This is a genomic window from Agrobacterium sp. A3-95, assembly GCF_053521785.1.
On record NZ_JBNWDR010000006.1, the window covers coordinates 203466 to 226618 of the forward strand.

Sequence of the window (23153 nt, forward strand, 5' to 3'; positions counted from 1 at the left end):
GTGGCCGGACCCGGTTACGATCCTGCGATGGGGCAGACCCTGAAAGCGCTCACTGCGCGTCTTTTGCTCTCGTTCAACATCAACCTAGCATTTATGGAAGGTGCCATGAAGTCAAGGGCACTTGCCGAGATCGAAAGCACCGGGCAGCGTCTCACGGAGCGCTTCTTGACTTCCCCCTCAGGCATGCCATGATTAGGGCACCATGTTGAAAATTGGCAATTCACATAAATTTCGCCTCTGCCGAGAGTATCCCGTCGAAGGATACTAGCCCGGGACGTAGACTGCTGTCGCGCGTCTGAACCCGGGCTTTGATCCTGCGGGATTGCGCGACCTCACCCTCCACAAGCAGTCTTTTTAAAACGCAGCTATTCGGCCGCGGTACGAGGCATATGAAATGAACACCACTGATTACACAAAGCCGTCCATCATCGTCCGGCAGACTGACCACGCTCGTCTGACCGCTCTTGCACTCGCGGCACCGGGGCGCGACCTCGACGATGCCGAGAAGTTGCTTATCGAACTTGAGCGTGCTGATGTCGTAGAGGATGACCAGTTCCCCGCAGACGCAGTGGCGGTCGGCTCGACGGTATCCTACCTGACGGAAGGCGGAGCCAGAAGGACGGTAACTCTTTGTTACCCCGGCCTCGCCGACATCGAACGCTCAATGGTCAGCGTGCTGACCCCGATTGGAGCTGCTCTTCTTGGTCTTTCTCCCGGACAGCAGATCGAGTGGAACGGCCGTGACGGGCATTCACACAAGTTGACCGTCCTTGAGGTGATGGCCGACTTAACGGTCAACGCCTCTTAAGACCCTCATTCCGGATGATACGAGAACCCGTTTACAAATTGACGGCGACCGTCCGCATCCACCGATTGACGAGGTCACAATTCAAACGTCGCGAGTAATCGCGACTATTGCGATCCCAATCGATGCCAGAGAGCTTCATCTTCCACTCCTTGGTTGGCCATCTGTCCCTGGATGACCCGGCAAGCTTCGATCCATGCGTACCGCCTTGCGTTTCAACGTCAAAGGAACATCACCTGAATATCTGAATGAGCTACTAGAAGCGCAATCGTTTCGGCACCCATCACCTCTTTCTCGAAGTTGTTCGAGGAGCAGGTGGCGGCTCAGATGGTTATGCTTGACTGATGTCACACATCCTGCAACGCCATTGCCACGCCGAAAAACGAGGCGGATAAATGCCATGGACGATCCAGCCCCTAAAGTTCGCCCTTCCGGTGTTGAGATGGGCTGACCCCAAATGCTTTTTTGAAGCTCTGGGTGAAGGCACTTTGGGTTGCAAATCCCCACGCCTGAGAAATCTCCTTTACGGACCGATCCTTATTCCGATCGATCTCGTCGCGAGCTTTTTGAAGGCGCAGAGCAAGCTGATACTCACTTATTGTTTGTCCCACGCAGTTCAAAAAGGAATATTGCAAAGAACGAACACTGACCCCGCTCAGGCCCGCCAAGAGTTCAGGAGAGCTTCTAGCCGCTGGGTGCGCATGGATATAATCAATCGCTCGACGGACTTGTCGTGGAGCAATGACGGGCACAGGCGCCTCAAGTTTTTGCGTGTAGTTGTTCGGATAGTTTAGAAGAAAACTGTCAACGATCAGATTACCCATACTCGGAGACTGCTTATTCAATGACCTGGCAATTCCTTGTAACGGTGAACCGTTCAGCATTTGAACAAGAGCCGGAAGCCCTTCGAGTTTGCCATGATCCAGAGCGCGTTTGCTAAATTCGATCGGCTGAACCACAGGCCGATCGAGCAATATCGACATGCGTCTTGATAATAGAGCGTCTGAGATAACGACTGTTGAATGTTCGCTACCATCAAGGACATCCACGCTATCGGCGTGCCGGTAGCCAATGACCTGATTAGCCGCAATCGATAGCCTTTCACCCCGGAAGTCATATTCGGTCGCTCCCTTGCTCGCGAAATTAAACAGAACAGCGTCGAACATCGCAATGGGCGTAACGCGATACGAACCTATGGTCGCCGACCATTCGAAGAATACTTCATCGATTACGGCCAGTTGACCGGTGACCCCGTAGTTGTCGTGTGAGCCCAGTGGCATGACAGCGACGGGAGCATACGCCTCACTCAGATACTCTTCGACTTCCCCAATATCTCTCGACGAGATCTTGAGCTTTTTGTACAGCCCGTCCGACATTTCCCGCACATCCCAACACAGTTTGACGTGATAAAAAGCGCATTAGGTACCAACTCAAATCACCTGAAATGGCATCATATGTCCCTATAATAACCAACGGTGCGGCATCATTTAGATCTGGGAATCAACCGAGGGTATTGCTCCATTTCGGTCGTAATCAGTCATGCTTGCAATCAGCCTCTGCGTTTCGGAAGACCTTCTCAATGTCTAGTGAACGGTTCAGAGGACATTTGTCCGGCACGCTGGCAATAGTCGCAAAAAAATTGCACCTCAGAAACACACCTGCACTTTACAGGTGGCTCATCGGCTTCACGCGCCTTTTGAGAGTGAGAGTTTTCGACTATTCTTAATTATAAACATTGGCGCCTTACCGGTCGCGGCTCTAACCCTCTAAAAAAGGTTCACGTCGAATGGCTTAGCCAAGGATTATGGCCTAAACGTCCGCGACATAAAGTGGTTTGGATACGGATTTGATACAGAGATGTCTGGATGAGCAATCAATTATTTCGGCCTCCAAGCTTTTAGCGGCGATGGAAAACCCGAAAAGGCTCGCAATACTGCGGATTCTCGTTGACGCCGAAATTCCGGTTGGTGAGCTGGCACACCGGGTTGGCCTCAGCCAATCAGCCTTGTCGCAACACCTCGCCAAGCTGCGCAATGCAAACGTCGTACAAACCCGCCGTGAAGCGCAGGTGATCTACTATTTCAGCCATTCCGATGCCGTGCGGCGTATTTTAGCTACTTTGGAAGCGATTTTCCGCGAGCAGCCGCCTGTGTCTCCGGCTGCTGCGCCAAGCGGGCGATAAATTCGCCCCGGCGCATGAAGCTGGTAACGTTATGGATGGCTTCACTGGATTGGACTGGCTGGCCAGTCAAGATTCCTCGCCGCTTTAGACTGTTTTCTTGATGTATTGTAAGCGGTTGTCCGACCGCATATTGTCCGATGTCGCCTGATCTGTGATCGACACTCCATGGATGAGTGACAACGAGGATCTTGCAGGCATACGTCAGAGTTGTCTTAAGGTGTACTACGCTTATCGACTTACACGGTTACCGTGCTGCTTTCGGCGCTCTTTACGGAGACACACCCAACAAGAAACATCAGGACCACAATCCGCACCTCGGAACTCCGTGAGTCGCTCAGTTTGCTATTCCGTGGCTCTACACTCACTCCTGAAATACACCTCAGACAGCCGAAAGTTTCCTTTGTGTCGCCTGCACTGAGCAACGATATCGATACTCGCCTTCAAAAAAGCCACGATGTCGGCCCGGTCCAGGCCTGCGCCGCCCTGCGACTCCTTAACGAGCAGGACCAGTTGCTCAAAAGCCAATTCGGCCGAGTTCGCATGGACCGTGGTTATTGAGCCAGGATGGCCCGAATTCACGTTCCGGATATAATAAAAGGCCGTCCCATCACGAAGCTCCTGAAGCAGAATCCTATCCGGCCGCATACGAAGACAAGATTCGAGAAGCTCTTTCGGTCCGGCACGCGAAAGCCCCTGCCCTCCTTTCGAGTAGAACAAGCGCACGTGGTTCGGTTGTGAGATAACGAGCTCGGGAGTGTCCTCGATTGAAATGACCCTCTCGTTTTCGGGAATATGCTTGATCAATGCTTTGGAAAGTGTCGTTTTCGCCGAACCTGTGGCGCCAGAAATGATGATGTTTTTTCGAGCGATGACGGCCTGCCGCAGGAAATCCTTAAAACGGCCGGCACGATATGTTTCACACAGTTCCTCATCCTGCGCGGAGGAGGAGGTACTGGTCGCTGCGCACGCTGTCTGGAAAAATCCCTTTTCCTCCAGATCATCAAGACTGAAGTCGACCGAGGAAGGCTTGCGGATTGTCATGCTGACAGTGTCATTGATGGTCGCCGGGGGGATGACGATCTGGATTCGTTCGTTCCCGGGTAGCGTCGCCGACAATATTGGACGCGTCTCATCAATCGACTGATGGGAAAAACTTGCGACTGCCCGGGCAAGACGCATGAGCTTTTCGAAGGTCAGTTCCGGCATTTCATAGGTCCGCCACCCACCGGGACCTTCCGTCAAGACCTGCCCGGGCCGATTGACGATCACCTCTAGGAGAGACTTGTCCTGAAGGAATGTCGAAAACGGTTTCATCAGCTCGCTGACGACAGCCGAGTCCTGCCTCTCTGCCATTTCGCGCCCTATTTCGTTAGGAGCGTCGATCGTGGCGCGAAATCCCCCAGGACTGCACGATCGAAAACGCGGTTTCTGGGTTCGGTCACTCTAAGACCGTAGATGCCGGAAAAGTCGAGATCGCGAGCGACAAAGATCGAAACCGGTTCACCTTGGTGCTTATTGAGTGTCGGCGGGATATTGATGGACTGCTCGACCGCGATGGCGGCCGCCTGTTGACTGGCACTCGTTGTTTTTTGCGCGTCGACATCGCTGTCCTGCAGCCGACTGCTTGCATAGTTCGTCGCGTCCCCGACAATGGAAAGCAGAAGAGCGCTGCCGAACCGCTCCCACCAATGGGTGTCGACATGGCCGTCGACACCGGCACGACCAAGTGCGTCGGTTGCTGGTGATGCGAGAGTGACGATAACGCCCTTCGGCGTTTTCGCGCGATTCCAGAGAATGAACAGGCGCTTTTGCCCGCGTTGAAGCCCTCCACGATATTCGCCGACAACCTGCGTGCCCTTTTCCATCAAGACCACCCTGCCATTGTCAGAGAGAACATCGCGGTTGATCACACAAGTGGTAAATCCCGGCTGGTCGGATGCTAACGCGGTTTCAAGAACGCAGGGAATGGAGGTTCCCATCGCGACGATGAAATTGCGGTTTCCGAGTGTACCGGCCCTTGAGCCTTCAAGCCGCGTTGGCCGCAGCAGGCCATCGAAACGATGCTGCTCATTGTTTTGCTGGTTCTGAACAGACATATTGTTGTCGAGCGGCACGAAATTGCTGTTGTCGGAAGGATAAGAGCTGTCGCTTTCCCTCAGCTCTTTCCGATTCCTCTGCCCTCCACTGAAGGCCATCACGGGCGCGCGGCGGGCGGAATCGAGCAGCTTATCCTGCTCTTCAATGACCGGTTCGACGACAGGCGTTGGCAATTTTACTTCAGGGAGCGCCTGGTCCGGTTCAACTTTCTCTTTTGCGGCCTCGAAGGGGGTCGTCTGACGAATAATGATCCGTTCGGGCTGAACATTTTCATCCCTTCCCTTCTTTCCCGTCGTCGACCAAAGCGCGAAGCTGACAAACGCGATGATCGCAATGGCAACAGCGCCGCGTTTCAAGAGAGGGCTGTTGTCGATCTGACGACTGGTGACGGTTTCGGCACGCTCTCCGGGGATGCGATCCTCGTCTTCCTGAGCCATGACTGTTCCCTCTCCTATTGCCCGGTAACGTCGCGCTTCACGACGCGCTCCACCGAAGGAGACGTTGTGTTGGTGTCAGGATTGATACCGACGCGGTCGTAGGCTTCGTTGAAGACGCAGAGCACATCCTTGCCCCGACGCAAGATGAACTTGCGGCTGATCGCGTGCACCATCACCAGATCTCCATCGACCGACTTCGGAACAAGGCTTTCGGAGCCGTCGGAGTTCTCCATATAGATCGCGGGCATTTCCTGGTTACCCACAAAGGCGAACGTTGTAATCTTGCCGTTGTCGTAGACGCTTTGCGGCTCCAGTGCCTGCGATCCCTGAGAAGAATAGCGCCAGTTTCGAGGGCCATAGGCTTCGTGAAGCGCCAGCACATTGTCGGCGTCCTTCGCCTGGGCCGCGAGAGCCCTCGACGCTGCCTGCTGGCGGCGAAGCTCGGCGTCATCGCCTGGATACCTGTACTTCACGTAGAAGTAGGTGTTTTGGCCAGCCTCTACGGAGCCATCGCGCGCCGTCAGTTCCATCTGGTAGCTGCGGGTCGAGCCATCCCTGCGCGTCGTAACCACGGAAATATTCGTCACCGGCTGGCTCTCGCGTGGCTTCAGGAACAGGATGTTGCCGGCCGGCGCAACTTCCCAGGCGACGCTATTGCCGAGCGCGACATGGGCGATTTCCTCGTCCGCCGCGAACTCGACCTGTACGGATGACCGCAGAGTGCCGACCACCCGCGTGATGTTGTAGGGTTGGTAGTTCACGAACCGGACACGACTGTCTTGCGAGGCACCTCGGGGTATCTCAAGCGCAAACGCCGGCGACATCGAAAGGGTCACGATGAGTGCAGGAATTCGAGGGATGCGCATCATCTCACCTCCTCCGGATCAGCGCGATACTCGCTGACGACGAAGCCGAGCGGGTTTACGAGCCGGTCCGTCGAGGACATCGGAGCGTTCGCGTAGGAATAGGTGATCGACGCAACCCAATGGGTCGTTCGTACTTCCTCGCCACGCGTGATGGTTCGCATGTAGCGTACGGAAACGACATTCTGATTGATGAGGGAGATTGAAGCGATATCGATCCTTGCTGTAGCCCCGCGACCATAAGTATTCTGGGGCGATTGCGGGTTGCTGCCACGGTAGAGGGCCGCGAAACGCGTTTGCTCCGCTTGCGTCGACAAGAGGGCGATGGTGCGGAAATTTTCCTGTGCTTCACTCCAGACGTAACCCTCGCGGGCCCGGACATATTTTGCAGCGAAATATTTCGTCACCGCCTCATCGTAGGTGCCAGCCGTCGATGTCAGCGCTGACACGACGTCGACAATGCCGGTCGAATTGTCGACGCGCACCACAAAGGGTTCAACCGTCTTGAGGGGTGTGAGACACGCGATCGCGAAGACGGCTACAGCGGCGACAATGCCTGAAACTATGGCGATCGACCAGGCAATCCTGTTCGATCGCTCGACCTGGATCATCCGGTCCTGGTCGAAACGACGTGCTTTGTCGAAGTAGCTCTTGAGATTATCTGTCGTCACCATGTTTCATCCCTCACAGCGGCGATAGGAACCGTCGATGTCCAGATGCGCAAAAGCGGAAGTCTCGCTGGCCTCTTCTACGAAAGGTGTGAGGGACGTGGACGAACTCGTGTTGGATTGCTGCTGTTTCAGCTTGCTGCCGCCCTCCCAGTCCCACATCGAGCGGTTCAATGGGCGGCGCGAATAGCCGTCGCACTTCGGCAATGGGTAGGTCATCGAAGCGCAGCCGACAAGCGTGGCTGAGAAGGCGAGTAACAGGGCAGGCTTAATCATTCAGCAGGCCTTTATCTAATGTTCTGGAATGGGTGTCATACGCCGGCATTTCTTGATCCGAAGGCGCGGCGGGCAAACCGAGCACCGCGCCCTATCATCCGGCCGGTGTGGGAGGCTGCTCTGGCCAGCATGCCTTCATGCGCATCGCGTGCGGTCGTGTAACCATAGACCAGCGAGGCGCCGCCAGACGCCAGCGCCGATGCAATGCCAGGTAGCTGGTAGAATATGTACAGGGCAGCTATCCCGATGGCACAAAAAGCAATAGGGCGCATAAGGACGTCGCTGTAGCTGTCGATTGCGGTGAAGGTCGAGTCGAGGCAGGAGATCAAAAGCGAACCGACGGCAACGACAAGGACCTGAAGGATCACGAAGTTTGCGAGCTGCCCGATCCAGGACTCGGTAAAACGGCGCGTCGATTGAAACATGGCAAGCGCAATGAAAATCGGCCCGATCGCCAGGACGATCGCCAGCGCCAACCGTGCATAAAGGGAAACAACATAACCGATCCCCGCCACCAGAAAGCTGACGCCGATCACCATGATGCCGCCCACACCTGTGACGATGTCAATCGGCCAGGAAGCCCTGGTCCAGATATCGGTCGCAGAGGCCTGGCCCTTGTCGAGCAGACTGTCAAAGGTGCTGGCACTCGGCGCCGTACCTGCATTCAGCGCCTGAGCGATCTCGCGTGGCAAAACATCGAAGAAGATGTTTGTGACATAGGTCTGATATTCGCCGGCGTTCTTCACCAGCATCACTATGATCGCGAGCTTCATCGCGCGGAAGGCGAAGTCAAGGATAGGTTCCTGGACCGAGCCCCGAAGGATGAGATAGCCGTAGAGGACGACGTAGAGGGTCACTGCCACCGTCAACGGACCAGCGACCCATTCTGCTATGTTCGACGTCCCATCCGAGACGAAAGTCTCCAACGGCCGCTTGAACTGACCGTCGATAAACTCAAACACCTGGTACATTTGGTCAGCCTCCCAATGCCTTGCGCATGTTCTGGAGCCGGAGCTTAACCTCGGCCGCTTCCGCGTTCTGGCAATTGGGCGTCTGGCGCAATGCACCCGGGTTGTTGCGGCACTCGGTAATCGTACGGGACAGCAATTCGGTGTCGGCGACGAACTCGTCCACCGTATGAGTTCGTTCCGCCTCTTGCGAACAAGCCGACAAGAGCACCAGGGAAAGGACGATGAGGGTGCACTTCACTGCAGCGCCGCCTTCATATTGTCCATCCGTTGGCGCCAGTCCTCCGCCTTGCGCTGTTCGTCGACCTGGTTCTGCGCCTGCTGCACCATCCTCAGCCCCTCCATCCGCAGGACGTCGGTCTGAAGAAATGCCTGTTCGGCCTGCAGCCGAGCCTGCAGGTCGGCAATCTCTTTGGCGTCGCCAGCCGTGGAAATCTTTCCCCGCAGCTGATCAATCCCGTCGATGCGCTTGGTCGCGGCATCGTAGATTTGCTCACCAACGCTCATTTGCCCGGCATTCTTGTTCTGAAGCCGGGACAATTCCTGAGCGTAGAAATCATCGGCGTCAGTGCGGTAGGCCGAGTTACCTTCCAGAAACCTTGAGGCGGAATCACCGAACACGCCGGTGCCGTTGCCTTTGAGCAATCCCTCGATGGCAGCGAAGTCAAAGGGAAGCGCCTTGCGGATCGCCGGATCGTTGAGAACCTCGGCGACATCCGCCATATCGGTCAGCTTGTTGAGCGAGCCATAAAGCTGCCGGGTCTGGCCGATCTGCTCATTGAGCGCGTCGAGTTGCGACTTGAGCTGCGCGATGCTCTCGATCTGCTTGGCAATCGCAGCCTGATCGTTGACAGGAATCCCCTGCCCTGACGCGCCTTCAGCAGCAAGCATGAGCACCGCGCTGAGCAGTACGCCATGAAGTCGATAGGAAGTCATCAGCTAGCACTCCTTCGCTGTTGGAAAATGGGAAGCCAGTTCTCGACGTCGTCTCCAACCTCCGCGCGGATCGCGTCGAGAAGTTCGACATTGGCGGTCCGGCCGGAGAGGATGGCGAGCTCGTCATCGAAGCCGTTGAGATCGAGCTCGGCAACGACGCTGTTGTGTCCTTGCTTCAACACGAACCTCCGGCTTTCAACGGAAAGCTCGCGCGCTATCAATTCGTATTCGCGCTCGGTGAGCTTGAATCCATCGACATAGTCGGCATGGTTGCCGCGCGAGTTGGGCAGGAAGATCTGTGTCGGGCATTGCTCGATGAGGGTGTGCGCGATTGGCGAGTTCAGCGCGTCGCGTGGGCTTTGCGTGGCAAACAGCATCAACCCATTTTGTTTGCGGATGGTCTTCAGCTTGTTTTGCGCAAGATCGCGGAACCCCTCGTCCTGTAGCGCCTTCCAGAATTCGTCGATGACGATGATGATCCGGCGGCCATCGATCATCTGCTCGACGCGATGGAAGAGATAGGCCATCAGCGGTGTGCGAATTTCCTCGTTGTCGAGGAAGTCGGTCATGTCGTAGCCGATGAACTTCCCTGATCCGCCGAAATCGCCAAATCCGATATCTTCGTTGACATTGTCGAAGACCCAGCCGAGCGGCCCTCCCTCCTCCCACCGGCGGAGCCTCGCCGCGATACCTTCCGGATCCGTATTGTTGAGGAAAGCCCGCAGCGCCCCTATTGTCCGTCGCTCAGCGGGCAGGTCGGCAAGGCCGTCGATCGCGCCGGAGATGTCGCGAAGTTCGGTGACAGTCAGTTCCCGCGCCCCTGAACCCACAAGCTTGCCGATCCAGCGCGCCAGGAACACCTTGTTCTCCGGCGTCAGGTTGAGGGCCTTTAAGGGAGCGCAGCCGGTGGGGACCCCGTTCTTCAGCGGCCGGTAGGTGCCTCCGGCGGCGCGAACATAAAGGTCCGCGCCGCGATCCTTGTCGAAGAACACCACGTGCGGGTCGTGTTTCTCGAGCTGTGACAGCATGAAATTGACAATCACGGTTTTGCCCGCTCCCGACGGACCGCACATGAAGGTGTTGCCCAGATCGCCATAATGGAGATTGAAGTAGTAGGGCGAGCCTGAAGCGGTCTTGAGCAGGGCGACGGCGGGTCCCCACTCATTGCCGTCTTTCTGTCCGATCGGATAGGAATGGAACGGTGACAATGCTGCGAAATTCTTCGAGCTGATCGCGCCTGAGCGCGCGCGGTAACGAAAATTGCCCGGAAGTTGCGCCCACCATGCCGCTTCGAGACCAAGATCCTCGCGCGCAACGACAGCCCCGCCATTGGTCAGGCTGGCGCGAACCTTTGCCAGATTGTCGGTCAATTCCTTTAACGTGGTCGCAAAGACGGAGAGTGTCAGGTGATGCTCGCCGATCACGAAGCGGTTGGACTCCAGGTCGTCCATCGCATCGTCAAGTTCATCGATTTGCGAAGCCGCCTTGTCGCCGCTGCTCACCAACTGGTTTTGCTTACGCCCCATGATGACGCGAGCGTCCGCCTTCGACACAAAGCAGAACGACTGTGAGAGAATGAGCTCAAACGGACTGTTTAGAACTCCGTCCAGCATGCCTGTCCTGGTGCGGGCTGGATATTCCTTGAAGCTCAGCATGCCGGCAAAGCGGCTTTCTGCCTCATGCCGGATCTCGATCGTTTCCCGACCTATGATTACGCGATCAGAGTAAATTGCCGAGGCGACGCGGCCTTCGGTAAGCGGCACACGCTCGCGCCTCCCGCCGACGAGCTGGTGTAGCACCTCGCTCGGTTCAGAGAAGAGCATGCCTTCCTGTTCGTAAAGAGAAAGGACCCTTGGCTCAAAGCGCCTCAAGCCCGCCACTACGTTGACGACCTTGTCCTTAAGCTGTTTCAGAGCCTCTTCATCCAGCTCCATATCGAGTCGTTTTGACCGTCGAAGGTACGACAGCAGCTTCCCCGCCTTGTCTGCAGGGCCACGCGCTGGCGACCAAAGGACGGTCAGATAGAGATCGTTGCGGAAAAGGTGCTCGCGCGCCATGCGTTCCCGGTATTTCTCGTTGAGCGAGGCGGAGAATGGCGTTGCGAACGTTCCGCCCGGATAGTCGCTGTCCCTGCGCCGAATGAGATGGGTCCAGATCGCGAGCCGCTCATCGGCAATATTTCGATAGAGCGTGTTGAGGTCGCGATGGAGCGCGTTGATGTCGAGCAGATCAGCAGTTTCGAACGATACGCCTGCGAGCGCGACCATGACCATGAGTGTCCGGGACTCGAGCGCGATTGTCGTCTCGTCGATGTGCCGCACGTAAGGGATAAAAGCCTCTGGCGTGAGTTCGCGTGATCTAAGGGTGGCGATGTCAGGCAATTCCAATATCCCTTTCGTCGAAGCGGCGTGTCAGCCTCAGAGGGGAAAGTGTTGCCCCGCCCCAATAGGCACCGTTGCGTGAACGGCCGCGTGTCTCGACCCAGGCGAACAGGATGCGGAACATGTTGTGATCGTGCTTGACGAGCGCTTTGAAGATGAGATGGAAAACGATGCCGACGAACGCGTAGGCGATAGATCCGGCGACGATGTAGAGGATCGTCGTGACCATGATGTTGAAGCCCATCGCCTCCATCGTGACACCGGCAATCATCGCGGGACGCGTACACGCGATGAAGAGTGTGTCTTCTTCGAGAACCGTTTGTCCGCCCACCATCTTCAGGCTCCGACGATGGTGTTGACGAGTTCGGTGGCGCCAAAGATGCCGCCAATTCCGATGATCCAGAAGCCCGCCCGCCTCAGGTCCATGTAACCAAACATCCAGGCGATGCAGATGACGATGACCGCAATCACGGCGAGAAGCTTAGCAATGTTTCCCGTCAACATGTCGACGATGTTCTGCAGGACGGTTTCGATGCCGGCGGCTTGCGCGAAGGCGGGCTCAACCATCGTCACTATAATGGCGGCAGCCATGACGGACGAGGCGACGACGGGTCTGATCCGGGAACTAATTATCATTCACTCTGCTCCAATTCCAATTGATTGTCTTGAAACACCAGGACGGATGAACGGCTTCGGGTCTTGAAGACGTCCCACGCGGACGCCGCCGAGATCGCGTGTGCTTCCCCCGGAGTGTTTTCCGCCACCACTTCGGCAACGACGTCTGCTTGGGAAGAATTCGCCGACACGTTTGTCTGCAACCCTTTTCCCGTGTCGCCGATTGTAAATCGAGCCACTGTCGGTCCGAGCCGTTCGATTTCGCGGCGAACCTGATCGCCATAGTTGACCACGCCCCCGACCGACGGATCGTCACGTCCATAGCAGGATTGCAGCACCTGCTCGGCCCTGGGACTGTCAGCACCCTCCTTCACCGAGAGGCAGCAATAGCCGTCGGATGGCGTCGCTGGAGCCTTCAGGTTAAGGCAGCGAGCGAAAGCGGCTGGTATCGAGAGGTTCAATCTCCACAGTTCTTCCGGCCCGACCCCGTCGGGACCAATGTGTATGTCATGGCATGTTGCCTCCGAGGATGCGGCGACTTCGATTGCATCGGCCTTGGTCGCAGGTTGCCGCCCGAGCGGTGCACGGCTGTTGATCCTGATGGTGAACGGAGCGCACCGGCTTTCGGGGCTGACCACACCCGCAAGAGCCTCCGATGCAACGAAGGGTGCGCAGGTCTGCGCAAGATCTGAGAAGACAACGGGCATGTCAGAACCACACCCTCTGCGTGCCGACGCCCTCAATCGTCACATCGACGTATCGAGGTTTCTCGCGGACCAGGGGTCGCGCCACGGTATTGGCCAGGCATTGGTATCGCCCGTCTACCCTTTGCCACCTCGGTGACGTGACAGAGCCTTTGTTCGGATCGCCACCGTCTCGATCTCGCCGGCAAAAGCTGTCGCTCACGGCTTGCAGTGACGTGGAAATGCACGTCGCGTCACGTCCCCTGGGACCGTAGCCAGCAGATAAGCGGTAGCCGGCGTTGCAGTAATATGGTTCGTAAAAAGGGCGAGAGGTCTGAAAACCCACGCCCGCGCAAGTTGGAAACGAACGCCCTTTTGCCAACCACCTCCAAAGCTTCTCGACGGGCGGCCTGCATTCGCCATACTGGGTCGGACCGCCGGGATTGGATAAGCACAGGATAACCTGGCACCCCCATTCGTCGGCACGAGCGCTTCGCTCCGAAATGGTATAGAGTGAAACGAACCCTGACGCTGCTATGATCATTCGAAAGAAAAGGCCCTTCATGCCCCCTACTCTCCGTCTTCCTAAATGTCCGCCTCAACTGAACGGCGACTCGTCTCAATTATTTGACTATTCAAATAATAGATAGTTAAAACGATGGCAAGCAATTTAAGTGAAAGATGGCAAAGTCAGGCCTTGTCCGTTTTTGCGGTGCGTGAAATCCTGGAGAAGCCGATCGACGGTGAATCGGCGCAGTCGCGCATCAAACAGATCGGCATGATGAATATTCTCTACCTGATGCACCAGGCGCATCAGAAGTTAACACTCTCAAATGTAATTGATATTACCGGCATGACGCGTGGTGGGGTGATCGAAACCATTGAACTCTTGGTCCGACGGGGCATCCTTACGGAAACGCTGGGAAGAAACTCAATGGGACGAGGAACGGCTCGACAGTTTGAGTTTTCCCCGCAAGTTTTTGCCGCGCTTGGTGGTGCCGCGGCGGCCGGAAATGCGTGATTTTACCAAGCATGTTTTATACAGTATTTAATGTGGACGCCGTTTTACATTAAAGGGTCGGCATGTGCCGTACCGCTCACCAGCATTGTCGCGGAAGATTTTCGCTGCCGAGGCATACTGCCGAGTTCACCCCGGCGGTCTGTGCCTGAAACAGCAGCCTCGGTCTGGCCCTCTGCCGGAGGAATGGCGCGAGGCCGGCATCAAGAATTTGCTGGGGCGACTGATCACGGCGATACGCCAATCCTGTAGTTTTGTCGGGCCGGCTGCGGAACGGATGGTCTGTAGCGGGGTTATTCTCTGACAGAAACAAGCAGGGTCGGTCATCTGGGCTCGAGCTGCTCACCAAGGAGATCAACATGGACCTTCCGCAGAATACGGTCGTTGCCGTTGCCGATGGCGAAAAGCTTAGCCTTTTTCGGAACGACGGAGATGCGGCGACTGTCAATCTGACAGCGTTGCCAGACCCGGCGATCGACAACTCGAAGATCTCTTCCGGCGCCCGACATTCCAGTAGCTCGGCTAATCCCGACGATAGCCAGCAAGACGAAGACGGGTTTGGTGCAGGTGTTACGGATATGCTGAACAAGCAGGTGCTTGAGGGCAAGATTAAAAGTCTGGTGATTATCGCGGCACCGCGCACACTGGGTGAGATGCGCAAGGGCTACCATAAGTCGTTGTCGGAAGTTCTTATTGGAGAACTGGATAAAGATCTGACTGGCCATTCTGTACAGGATATCGAGAAAGCACTCGCTGTCGCTTAAATCCTGCATCTAAACGGCGTTATCGGCCCCGCCATCCCCGGCGGGGTTTTTGCTTGGCGCTCGTTGGAAATGTAGAGAATCGGCAACAATGTAGTGTTGCCAAATTTTGCTAGACTGTCCCTGACAAGAACGACGCCACGACTTCTTGCTTACGTCTTATTTCAGGAGATGGCGGGACTGATCTGAATAGCCGGTACGGAGGCGCAAAGCTGACGTCACTCCCGAAGTTGGCCCAAAGGGGAAAAGAAAGTGGCATGTACTCCGACCGTGGGGGCGAAGAGACCACAATTGCGCAACTGCGTCTGAGCGAGGGAACAAACCGGACGAAATCTCCGTTGCTCGTCATAATTGTTCATTTGGAGGCGTGTGATGAAACTCAAGCTGGCTCTAAGCGTGATTCTGAGCGTTACCTTCACGGCAACAGTCGCGGAAGCGCGGACTCAATTGCATCATTACGGTACCGTTCCGGTGACGGGTGACTACATACGTGAGATCGCCTATCGGTCAGCACTCGACAGATGCAGTTTTGAATCTTACCCATCATACCACCCCGTCGGTATTTATGCAGGTGCGTATGGCTCTCCCGAAATGCGCAGATGCATGTACCGTATGGGTTTCATCTTGGAAAATGGTGAGCCTCTCGCATACCCCGTGAGGAAGGCGAAGTACCTGCTAAGGTAACAAGACGCCAAAATATGTAAGATTGAAGCGACTGACAGTCACCGTTTCAATCACGATGTTTACGGCCCCGGTTCCTCATCAAAAAGGAGCCATTTTGGTTTGCCGAGTGAATCGCGTATTGAAATCCGGCTTCCGAATATCGACTTTCAGGATAGCCTGGAGGTCGAAATGATCTACATTGTCATCGCGTTATGCGCGCTCGTAACAGCATTCTTTGCTTGCCGGTACTATGCCGCCAAGATTCTGCTTGTCGAACACGATATCGACAAAGCTATCGCACGGAAATTTGAGTCGAGTGGGAAGGCTATTGAGCTCGCGAAACTTCGAGAAGAAAACGCAGTGATGCGAAACCTTTTGCTCGACCTTCTGGAAAACGAAGTGGCTTTTCCGGTGCAGCAGGCAACGGTATCAGTCGACGACTTATTCAGGATGAAAGCAACCAAGATCCAAAGGTATCGCGAGATACTGGCCGAATCCCGGCACGTCTTGCAGCAGCGTGAGGCCAGTCGCGTTTCCGGGCTCTCAAGCTCACTGAAGAGTACCGAGCGCAGGATGTAAGATTCACCATACACTCAGCGAAAAATTGCAAGAAACCGAGCAACGGGGATGACGGAAAAGCCGACGGCAACCCTTCTTGCAGCAGAGCGTCTCCTGTCGGCCCAAACCGGTCATTGGCGGCCCAATGCTACAGCGCGGTTTTGCGCCCTCATTCCAGTCATAGACACCGTGTCTGCCCGTACCTAAATGCAGACACGGCTTTACATCCAGGTGCTTGCTGCTTCCGCTCGCACGAGTAATCGCTACGGTTTCGGGGAAGGCATCCCGCGGCAATTGACGGTGCGAGATGGCTGTTATTCCCCCTATCAGCAAAAACGCTACCCTCACGGGTGACGATGGCGGCAGTGAAGTTGCCAGCGCAGCGTTTGTATGGCACCTCGTTTACATGCCAAATTTGCAAACGACATAAGGAGGCGACGGTGGGAGACGAAGTTTGGGGGACGTTAGTCAAAGAATTCTCTGACGTTCCAGACGCGTCGGCCATAACTCGCATCACTGTGCGCCTTGTGATCGCGGCGGTACTCGGTGGCGTTCTCGGGTTCGAACGCGAGAGCAAGGGCAGAAGTGCTGGCTTGCGGACTCACATGTTGGTTGCCGTGGGTGCTGCGCTTTTCGTTGTAGGTCCACTGCAGAGCGGCATGGAGATCGGCGATCTGTCACGGGTACTGCAGGGTGTCGTTCAGGGAATAGGCTTCCTCGGCGCGGGTGCTATCATAATCCGCTCGGCGCGGCGCGAGGTAGAAGGGCTCACCACGGCGGCCAGTATCTGGGCGACAGCCGCGATCGGCGTGATGGCCGGCCTGGGATTGGAGGTAACTGCCGTCTTATCGACCGCGATCGTCTTGGTCATTCTCGCAGCTGTGCCTCACATCTTGCCCACGCCATCCGAGACGGACTCAAAGTCTAGTGGGGAGAATTGACCGTAGGACGACAGCGAAGATATTTCGGCCTCTTTGCCCTTGCCCAGAAGCGGACATGCGGCGACCACCTAAAGTTCATGGTCACGCCACAACCGACCAATCCCGCAGGTCAGTGGGCGTCACGCCCGACGCGCACGAACGCTCAGCCAATGATCATGGGGTTTTCCGACGCACCGACGGACCTCGCTGACGATCCAGCCGGCTTCGGTAAGTTCGGACCGCAAGGCAGCCTCGCGCCAGTATGTCTCGACGTAGCGCCGCGACGCTAAAGCACTGCCGTGTGTGGACACATCCTCGCCGTCGCCCTCTCTAACCGAGGCGTGGAGTCGCCCACCGGTCCGGGTCGCCTCGGCAAGCCGTCCAAGCACCGTACCGAAATCATCGCGCGCGACATGAATCAGGCAGGCACAGGCCCAGATCCCGTCATAGGGCGTGCCGGGACGCTGTGGGTCGGCCAAGTCTGCGGTCAGCGGGTCCAACAGGTCGGCCTCGAAGCCACTCCCGCGAAGCAGTTTCACGAATCCCTTCGAAATGTCGGTGCGCCGGACGCTAATCCCTCGCTTCTCAAGCTCAAGTGCATCTCGCCCGCCACCGCTTCCGATCTCCAGCACCCTGGCAGAGCCACCCAGCTCGGTCACGAACACATCGATCTCTGTCGCGACCCATCCGGGCATCGCTGCGGCCTCGGCAGCGTACTCCGCCGCTACCGTATCATAGGACCGCACGGTCTCCCGGTCAGTGTTCATCCTAGCGCTCCTCCTTCAAAATAACAGACTCGATCAGCGAGAGGTCCATCAGCCCGCTACACTTCGGCTGTTGGTGACATCACGGGCGATTTGCTCTCCAGCTTTAGCAGAAATTCCATCAGAGGCACCACCGACCGACATGCGAGCGCATTGCTGCCGGGCGGCAATGCGCCTTCGTTTTGGTCGTTCGGCGCTCCTGCGGCTTTTCCACAAAGCGGACCTGCCTTCTGTGCTTCCGCCCGGTCTACCAGCCAGAACAAGATTGACTTAATGGAGCTTTGAATGGTCGAATGCCTAATCGACGATAGACTCGGCTACCTGAATCCCATCTGCAGCCTCGCCAGCGGTGACCGGAACATCCGGAAATTTTACAGTGCCTGACATTTCGATCATGGCCAAACGGCAGCGGCGAGCAAATTCGTCGTCTGAAGTGCCGGAAAGATACTGTGCGGCGGCGTAGAGTCGGTCGGTCGACACTAATCCGTATGACATTGATGTGGCCGAGGTGATGCACTTGTCGGTGAACTGATCCGCGCGCTCACCCGGCTTCGTCAGGCGATAGCCGTTTCCGAATAGAATGCCTTTGGCCGGCTGACTGACTTCCTCGCGCTGCAGGTCTTCGTGCAGGTTGGTTGACAGCTGACGCAGCTTCTCGATGTTTACTGCCTTGTTGTCCTTGCCTTCAGCTTCACCGAGAAGGCGGCCTTCCGCGCTCTCGAAGACTGCATCGAATTCCGATTTCCCGTCCTCATATGGTTCTGCTTTGAAGCCGAGCACCGTCAACGCGGTGATGACCGCCGCCTCCAGCGGCTTGCCCTTCTCGAATAGCAGCGCGCGCAGCTGTCCTGCGTCCTTTAGCTGGTTGGATAGATCATCCTTCACGCGCTGGGCCTTCTCCAGTTCTGTCTCTGCCTGGAGCAATTGCTGGCGAAGCTCGACCTCACGGGCGAGTGCAAATTCCTCAGCCGACGCCCATTCGGGTTGCGGCGTTTTCTCACCGTCGCTGGCAATTGCCTTCGATAGAGCGACAATCTCCCCAATTAGTGACGCGCTGAATTGCTGGCCTGCTTGAGACCAGACCCAATCGCCATCTTTATTTTCTTCGCTAAACTCGTCCCGGTCGAAATCCATGTCGGGAAGAAGCAGAAGCGCACCGGTGGAGACCTTGCTTCTCAGAAAAAGCCCCACGGGGATGTGCCCGGTATGTGTTTGAACACACACACCTTTGCTCGTTATTGGCCAGACGACGTTATAACGTGAGGCTTTTCCAAACTTTTGCCAGTACGCCGCGAACAATTCTTGCGTGCTTTGGCTGAGCGCCATTGAAGATCCCTGCGTCGCAGTCCATTTGGACGCGACCGGAAGCGCATTGTAGCTTGTGCATAATTCGACGTGTCGCGTGACCTTTTGATTGCGACCAGTCCCGGAAGTGGATTTCGACCCGGTCGCGACATACACCTCGGCAGGCGGGGAAAGAAAGGCAACAACCAGTTTGCCCGCGTCTACAGCCTGCGTGATTTCCCTACGCCAGTGCGCGCACGCTTCCCGGAGCGCAAATGATTTGTTGTCATTCAGGCAGAGTTTGCCGAGATATTCGTCATTGCCATATTCGTAGGTAGTGATCTGGGAAATATTGGGTCTGAAGAGGACGATGTCCCAATCTAGGAGCGAGTTTTTATCACTGAAAGTTGCGCTCTCGATGTTGTCCCCTACCAAGTCGAATCCGACAGTCAAAATTTTCTTAGGCATGCAACCCCGCCGTCCCGTTGATGGCTCCGAATGTACTTCCGGCCAAACACCCATTCAAGATTGGCGGTTGCGGTCATCCCCGAAATTGTGACCTTTGAGGGTAAACCTTGCTACAGCTGTGTGGTGGTCAGTGTGTTGCTTTGCCCAGCAATCTCACTCTGACCGCGTTCAGCCCAGTCATGCCTAAAAAGTCGCGACTTGATCACAGGTTAACCTGCCCAGACTAGGGTCATCGTTCCGCGCCGAAAAGGGGGGCAAACTTCAACGCTAGTAACAGCTCCTTCTGGCCCCGGCATGCGCCGTAGCACGCGTGACTACGGTGAGTGTCGGCTTACTTGCGTCCGCCGCCAAGGAGCCGGCATTCCGCTCCCGGCCCCAAGTCAGACTGCCCTTCCTTGAAGCGAATGTCCGCTGTTGGCGCACAGGTGACGTTTTACGCCGCTGCGAAGCGTTGCCTGCTTTCAGGCGCGTCCCATGATGGCCTCTGTGACCGACACGAAGGCGCTTTGCCGACTGGGCGGAGCCGACCCCATTACCGCCGTTCACTATGCGGGCTGACTTCCCGGAAGCAATCATCGCGGGGGGGGCCTTAGCTGTAAAGGTAACGACGCATGCAATAGAGCAGCGTTGCCATTTCCGCGTTCTCGCGCAAGTCGATCGCGCGCCTGAAGAGGAACCGATGGGTCGCCTCGTCGACGCCATTGGTTAGCTCGCATTCAAAGGTGAACCGATGCGTCTGTGAGGATCGGCTGGTTTAGCGAACGAAAGCTTCCGTGAACTTAATGCGGGCCAACGACCGATTGAAGCCGCTTTGCCAGCTTGCCAGACCCGATCCCATTCTGGCCGTTTGGCGCCAGAACGCCAACGCCCAAAAGCCGCCGCGAGCAGCTAATCCAAAAGCTTGCCTTGCGCTCCGTCTTCATGCCGCGCTCGCAGCTTCCCCAAGATCTCGTGTGAGAAACATGACGGTCGCCAAATCGAACGTTCCTCTGGGAAACTCTCCCAGATTGTGCCACTCGACACGAGCATCGGCGGGCGTGCCCTGGAAAGTGGCCTCAGTATTGGCCGAGAGGGCCGAAGCGCTGTAGGGAATTAAGATCCTCTGCCTCATTTTCGTGGTTTACTCTGGGCCGGCGGTGAGCCGAACTTGCGGGAATAGGCGCGGGAAAATGCGGCGGCGCTGCCGAAGCCGACCCAGGCGGCGACCGATTTGACACTTCGTCCGGCGCGCAGTTCTGCTCGTCCGAACGCCAGGCGCCAGCCATTCATGTAGGCGATAGGCGACTGGGCAACGGTTTGCGTGAAGGTGGAAATGAATTGTCCGCGCGACATATCCGCTATGGCGGCAAGGTCCGCAATCCGCCAATTTCGCGCCGGATTGTCATGTATGGCCACAAGGCTGGGATGCAGTGCGGGGTGCGCCAGACCCGCCAGTAATCCCGCATCGACCGTGCCGATCGCTATTGCCTTGCGGATCGCAAGCACGACGATGATCTCGCATAGACGCGCCTCGATAGTACCGCCACCACAGCGGGCGACCTCGACTTCGGCCACCATCAGTTGAGACAAACCGCGCAATTCCGGTTCGTTGGCCAGTGAAAGGCACAATTCGTCTGGCAGTGCACCGACCAACGGATTGGCACTACCGCCAAAATCCACTGTGGCGCCAGCGCATATAACTGCGCCATCCGGCAGCAACGCCGTGGATCTGGCGCGATAAAGCAGATGGGTCGGTTCACCTGCGGCATGGACATTGATGATCAGGAGGTTAGCGGCTTCAGCACAATCGCAACGTGATGCGCCAAGATGAAAGGCTTTCAGGAAAGCCGTCAACCGATCATGTTTTCGCCCGGAATCTGAACTTTCAGTCATGTATTTCCTCCCTTTCCTGATCGCAAATCTTGTATCCTCCTTGAGCGAAGCACGCCAGCACGCCTAAACAGACAAGAGACAGCATGACACAGGATTCTGCAGCCAAATTTCACGCCTCCCGCGCAGGGGAATACGCACGACAGAGCAGGATAGCGCTGGCCGGATATGACGCCTGCCACGAGCTTTCCGCCTGCATGCTGTCTGCAGCTCTGGGCGAAGGAACGTCGGCACGGGTGCTGGTTGTCGGGGCTGGCGGTACGGCGGGCGAAATCATCGCCGCCGCTCGGCTGGAACCGCAATGGTCCTTTGTCGCCGTCGATCCTTCAGCACCGATGCTCAACCTTGCACGCGATCATCTGGTCAGGGCCGAAGTGTCTGACCGGGTGGAGACCGTCCTCGGAACCGTCTCCGATCTGGATAGAGCTCCATCGTTTGACGCTGCAATCATGATCGGCGTGCTGCACCATTTGCCAGGGAACGCCGCAAAGCAGGATGTTCTGGCGCAGATTGCAATGCGGCTGTATCCTGACGCGCCCCTGATTGTGGCGGGGAATTATCGGGCGTATGCCTCTCAGCCCCTGCTCATGGCAGCCTGGGCAGCACGCTGGCGTATGAACGGCGCCGGGCCTGAAGAGGTCCAGGCCAAAATGGGCAAGATTCTGCAGGGTGCGGAGCCACCCCGATCGGAAGACGAGGTCATTTCGTTGCTGGAGGGCGTTGGTTTCAACCAACCGCTTCGGTTTTTTGCAAGCCTGTTTTGGGGAGCATGGCTTGCCCGACACGTGGGGAACGCTAAGTGAGCGCCATGATCTGCTCGATTTGCAGACAGTTTGGATCAAAGAGACAAGCTCACTCTAAGCCATCCGGTATTGGCAAATTGTCAGCCCGAACCCCGATGGCTCAACGTAACGCCGGGGCGAAAAACGCCGTATGAGCACACTCGCGCAGCTAGAGGATAGCTTTCAGGCATTCGGAGCGACAACGCGAGCGACTTGAACGAAGGCGTATATCCGGAAAAGGCCGATGCGCCGAAATACACGGTCCCGCTCGGCTCGGTGCCCTTGGCTCATATGATAAAAATCGGCGAGGCTGCATGCAACCTCGCCGTATCTGGCGGTTGACTTGCGCGTTCTATTTACGCGTAAAATTCGGGAGCCTTCTTGAAGTTCGCCCAGGCGTCAGGGTCATGGCCGGTGACGACTGTTGCATCATGCTTTTCGGCATAGGTGCGGAGCTTCTGAACAGAACGGACCGTGTCAACGGTCGAGGCAAGGAAGCCAGGCAAAGCCTTCTCTTCCCAGTGGTCCAGTGTGTAGGCAGCATCGATCGTCAGGAGAAGCGGTTTGCTGTTTGGCAGGCGCACCAGGAAGGACTGGTGGCCTGGCGCATGACCGGGCGTGAAGATCGTGGTGAGCGTGCCGTCGCCGTAAACGTCGTAATAATCGTCCTGCGTACCGTTGAGGAACTGCCACTTCAGACCCGGCTTGTCGAAGTCCTTGCGGATATAGCCGCCGCCAGCAAACCAGTCGGGCGTAAAGGCATACTCATATTCAGAGCGCTGCACGATGTGGGTTGCGTTGGGGAAGCGACCGATGGCGCCGGTATGATCGAGATGCAGGTGCGACTGCACAACATATTTGACATCGGCCGGATCGAAACCAAGCGCCTTGATCTGGTCAACGCAGCCCTGGTCCTTATCCAGCACTGGCCAATAGACATCGCAGATGCCGCCCCAATGGCCACGCGGATCCGTTGCAACTTCAATCGCGTTGCCGCCGTCGATCACGGTGTGCCCAGCCGGATGGGTAATCAGGAAAAACGGAACGGGGATCTCATAGTCCGCACCGTTCCCCTGGTTCATCTTGATGTTGTGTACCTTGCATTTCAGCGTACCCGACTGAAGCATGTAAAGTCTGATATCGGTCACTCGTTTT

25 protein-coding genes are annotated in these 23153 nt (G+C 56.6%); 7 read left to right on the top strand and 18 right to left on the bottom strand.

Annotated features, from left to right (window positions below; translation table 11 throughout):
- The first annotated feature begins 394 nt into the window (after nt 1-394).
- Nucleotides 395-808 (top strand): nucleoside diphosphate kinase regulator, encoded by a 414-nt coding sequence (rnk, locus tag ACQZ5Y_RS17190; protein ID WP_065662729.1) that lies wholly within the window; start codon nt 395-397, stop codon nt 806-808.
- A 413-nt stretch (nt 809-1221) separates the two neighbouring features.
- Here the strand turns inward: rnk and ACQZ5Y_RS17195 are convergent, their stop codons facing one another.
- Complete coding sequence (locus ACQZ5Y_RS17195; protein WP_013637417.1) at nt 1222-2181, bottom strand: AraC family transcriptional regulator; 960 nt, start codon at nt 2179-2181, stop codon at nt 1222-1224.
- A 485-nt stretch (nt 2182-2666) separates the two neighbouring features.
- On the opposite strand from ACQZ5Y_RS17195, the gene ACQZ5Y_RS17200 reads away from it, so the two are divergent.
- Nucleotides 2667-2987, top strand: a complete 321-nt coding sequence (locus ACQZ5Y_RS17200) for an ArsR/SmtB family transcription factor (RefSeq protein WP_025591476.1) — start codon at nt 2667-2669, stop codon at nt 2985-2987.
- Nucleotides 2988-3329: 342 nt separating this feature from the next.
- On the opposite strand, the gene virB11 is transcribed toward ACQZ5Y_RS17200, so the two are convergent.
- The 13 genes from virB11 to ACQZ5Y_RS17265 are packed head-to-tail and all read right to left on the bottom strand — an operon-like array spanning nt 3330 to nt 13476.
- Nucleotides 3330-4340 carry a P-type DNA transfer ATPase VirB11 gene (gene virB11, locus ACQZ5Y_RS17205; RefSeq protein ID WP_080802742.1) on the bottom strand — a complete coding sequence of 337 codons (1011 nt, stop codon included), beginning with the start codon at nt 4338-4340 and terminating at the stop codon, nt 3330-3332.
- An 8-nt stretch (nt 4341-4348) separates the two neighbouring features.
- On the bottom strand, nt 4349-5521 hold the full coding sequence (gene virB10, locus ACQZ5Y_RS17210; RefSeq protein ID WP_174051415.1) for a type IV secretion system protein VirB10: 1173 nt from the start codon (nt 5519-5521) through the stop codon (nt 4349-4351).
- Nucleotides 5522-5535: 14 nt separating this feature from the next.
- The gene (gene virB9 / locus ACQZ5Y_RS17215; RefSeq protein ID WP_013637414.1) at nt 5536-6390 is read right to left on the bottom strand and encodes a P-type conjugative transfer protein VirB9; all 855 of its coding nucleotides are present in this window, start codon (nt 6388-6390) and stop codon (nt 5536-5538) included.
- The gene (locus tag ACQZ5Y_RS17220) at nt 6387-7058 is read right to left on the bottom strand and encodes a VirB8 family type IV secretion system protein (protein WP_174051413.1); all 672 of its coding nucleotides are present in this window, start codon (nt 7056-7058) and stop codon (nt 6387-6389) included. Before ACQZ5Y_RS17220 ends, virB9 begins: the two co-directional genes overlap by 4 nt.
- Before the next feature lie 3 nt (nt 7059-7061).
- Complete coding sequence (locus tag ACQZ5Y_RS17225; protein WP_111799773.1) at nt 7062-7328, bottom strand: hypothetical protein; 267 nt, start codon at nt 7326-7328, stop codon at nt 7062-7064.
- 35 nt (nt 7329-7363) lie between these two features.
- Nucleotides 7364-8299, bottom strand: coding sequence for a TrbL/VirB6 family protein (locus ACQZ5Y_RS17230; protein WP_003517252.1), 936 nt, complete (start codon nt 8297-8299; stop codon nt 7364-7366).
- A 4-nt stretch (nt 8300-8303) separates the two neighbouring features.
- Nucleotides 8304-8537, bottom strand: a complete 234-nt coding sequence (locus tag ACQZ5Y_RS17235) for an EexN family lipoprotein (protein WP_003517253.1) — start codon at nt 8535-8537, stop codon at nt 8304-8306.
- Nucleotides 8534-9232 carry a P-type DNA transfer protein VirB5 gene (virB5, locus tag ACQZ5Y_RS17240; RefSeq protein WP_003517256.1) on the bottom strand — a complete coding sequence of 233 codons (699 nt, stop codon included), beginning with the start codon at nt 9230-9232 and terminating at the stop codon, nt 8534-8536. The genes ACQZ5Y_RS17235 and virB5 overlap by 4 nt, the downstream gene beginning before the upstream one ends.
- Nucleotides 9232-11613, bottom strand: a complete 2382-nt coding sequence (locus ACQZ5Y_RS17245; protein ID WP_003517258.1) for a VirB4 family type IV secretion/conjugal transfer ATPase — start codon at nt 11611-11613, stop codon at nt 9232-9234. The genes virB5 and ACQZ5Y_RS17245 overlap by 1 nt, the downstream gene beginning before the upstream one ends.
- Nucleotides 11606-11947, bottom strand: a complete 342-nt coding sequence (locus tag ACQZ5Y_RS17250; RefSeq protein WP_174051411.1) for a VirB3 family type IV secretion system protein — start codon at nt 11945-11947, stop codon at nt 11606-11608. Before ACQZ5Y_RS17250 ends, ACQZ5Y_RS17245 begins: the two co-directional genes overlap by 8 nt.
- A gap of 2 nt (nt 11948-11949) precedes the next feature.
- Nucleotides 11950-12249 (bottom strand): TrbC/VirB2 family protein, encoded by a 300-nt coding sequence (locus ACQZ5Y_RS17255; RefSeq protein WP_035200925.1) that lies wholly within the window; start codon nt 12247-12249, stop codon nt 11950-11952.
- Nucleotides 12246-12935, bottom strand: a complete 690-nt coding sequence (locus ACQZ5Y_RS17260) for a lysozyme family protein (RefSeq protein WP_174051409.1) — start codon at nt 12933-12935, stop codon at nt 12246-12248. Before ACQZ5Y_RS17260 ends, ACQZ5Y_RS17255 begins: the two co-directional genes overlap by 4 nt.
- A 1-nt stretch (nt 12936) precedes the next feature.
- Complete coding sequence (locus tag ACQZ5Y_RS17265) at nt 12937-13476, bottom strand: hypothetical protein (protein WP_035200927.1); 540 nt, start codon at nt 13474-13476, stop codon at nt 12937-12939.
- Between the two features lie 93 nt (nt 13477-13569).
- Between ACQZ5Y_RS17265 and ACQZ5Y_RS17270 the strand changes: the two genes are divergently transcribed.
- The 4 genes from ACQZ5Y_RS17270 to ACQZ5Y_RS17285 all read left to right on the top strand — a co-directional run bounded on the left by ACQZ5Y_RS17270 (nt 13570) and on the right by ACQZ5Y_RS17285 (nt 16852).
- Nucleotides 13570-13932 (top strand): transcriptional regulator, encoded by a 363-nt coding sequence (locus ACQZ5Y_RS17270; RefSeq protein WP_035252472.1) that lies wholly within the window; start codon nt 13570-13572, stop codon nt 13930-13932.
- Nucleotides 13933-14288: 356 nt separating this feature from the next.
- The gene (locus tag ACQZ5Y_RS17275) at nt 14289-14693 is read left to right on the top strand and encodes a host attachment family protein (protein ID WP_174051406.1); all 405 of its coding nucleotides are present in this window, start codon (nt 14289-14291) and stop codon (nt 14691-14693) included.
- A gap of 849 nt (nt 14694-15542) precedes the next feature.
- Nucleotides 15543-15932 (top strand): hypothetical protein, encoded by a 390-nt coding sequence (locus ACQZ5Y_RS17280; RefSeq protein ID WP_025591457.1) that lies wholly within the window; start codon nt 15543-15545, stop codon nt 15930-15932.
- A 335-nt stretch (nt 15933-16267) separates the two neighbouring features.
- On the top strand, nt 16268-16852 hold the full coding sequence (locus tag ACQZ5Y_RS17285) for an MgtC/SapB family protein (RefSeq protein WP_112402680.1): 585 nt from the start codon (nt 16268-16270) through the stop codon (nt 16850-16852).
- A 119-nt stretch (nt 16853-16971) separates the two neighbouring features.
- On the opposite strand, the gene ACQZ5Y_RS17290 is transcribed toward ACQZ5Y_RS17285, so the two are convergent.
- The 3 genes from ACQZ5Y_RS17290 to ACQZ5Y_RS17300 all read right to left on the bottom strand — a co-directional run bounded on the left by ACQZ5Y_RS17290 (nt 16972) and on the right by ACQZ5Y_RS17300 (nt 21219).
- Entirely contained in the window at nt 16972-17598 is a 627-nt protein-coding gene (locus tag ACQZ5Y_RS17290) for a class I SAM-dependent DNA methyltransferase (protein WP_174051404.1), read from the bottom strand.
- A 294-nt stretch (nt 17599-17892) separates the two neighbouring features.
- On the bottom strand, nt 17893-19347 hold the full coding sequence (locus tag ACQZ5Y_RS17295) for a hypothetical protein (RefSeq protein WP_236763183.1): 1455 nt from the start codon (nt 19345-19347) through the stop codon (nt 17893-17895).
- A gap of 1107 nt (nt 19348-20454) precedes the next feature.
- Nucleotides 20455-21219: an AraC family transcriptional regulator gene (locus tag ACQZ5Y_RS17300; protein ID WP_174051402.1), complete on the bottom strand. Its 765-nt coding sequence runs from the start codon at nt 21217-21219 to the stop codon at nt 20455-20457.
- An 83-nt stretch (nt 21220-21302) separates the two neighbouring features.
- On the opposite strand from ACQZ5Y_RS17300, the gene ACQZ5Y_RS17305 reads away from it, so the two are divergent.
- Nucleotides 21303-22019, top strand: a complete 717-nt coding sequence (locus tag ACQZ5Y_RS17305) for a class I SAM-dependent methyltransferase (RefSeq protein ID WP_174051400.1) — start codon at nt 21303-21305, stop codon at nt 22017-22019.
- Between the two features lie 335 nt (nt 22020-22354).
- Here the strand turns inward: ACQZ5Y_RS17305 and attM are convergent, their stop codons facing one another.
- Complete coding sequence (attM, locus tag ACQZ5Y_RS17310; protein ID WP_003517310.1) at nt 22355-23146, bottom strand: AttM family quorum-quenching N-acyl homoserine lactonase; 792 nt, start codon at nt 23144-23146, stop codon at nt 22355-22357.
- Nucleotides 23147-23153: the final 7 nt, after the last annotated feature.